The sequence below is a fragment of the Acidovorax sp. NB1 genome (assembly GCF_005405905.1).
Taxonomy (GTDB): domain Bacteria; phylum Pseudomonadota; class Gammaproteobacteria; order Burkholderiales; family Burkholderiaceae_C; genus Acidovorax.
The window spans coordinates 1-355 of the sequence record NZ_BJHU01000034.1 but is presented as its reverse complement, the minus strand read 5'-3'; the positions used below and the strand labels follow the sequence as shown (position 1 = coordinate 355).

Annotated in this window: 1 protein-coding gene; it reads right to left on the bottom strand. The window is 75.5% G+C overall.

Annotation, left to right across the window (positions count from 1 at the left end; all coding sequences use genetic code 11):
* Positions 1 to 355, bottom strand: a 355-nt coding sequence (locus AvAM_RS17415; RefSeq protein ID WP_137748246.1) for a LysR family transcriptional regulator, incomplete at both ends; no start/stop codon positions are given.

Genomic DNA, 355 nt, shown 5'->3' with positions numbered 1-355 from the left:
CCGCGCCGCTGCGCACGGCGTCGGGCACCTGGGCCGTGGGCAGGGCGATCACGCTGAACTGCACCCCGGCATAGGTGCGCTGGAACTCCACGCACAGGCGTGGCACCAGCTCGTTGGCAAATGCGTCGGACGTGGCCAGGCGCACCTGCCCGGCCCGCAGGCCCTGCAGCGCACCGAGCTCGCCCAGCGCGCGCTCGGCGTCCAGCAGGGTGCGGCGCGCGTGCACCGCCAGGATCTCGCCCGCCGCCGTCAGCACCATGCCGCGCGGGTGGCGCTCGAACAGGGGCGTTCCCAGTTGCGCCTCCAGCCCCGCGATCTGGCGGCTCAGCGCCGAGGCGGCCACATGCAGGCGGGC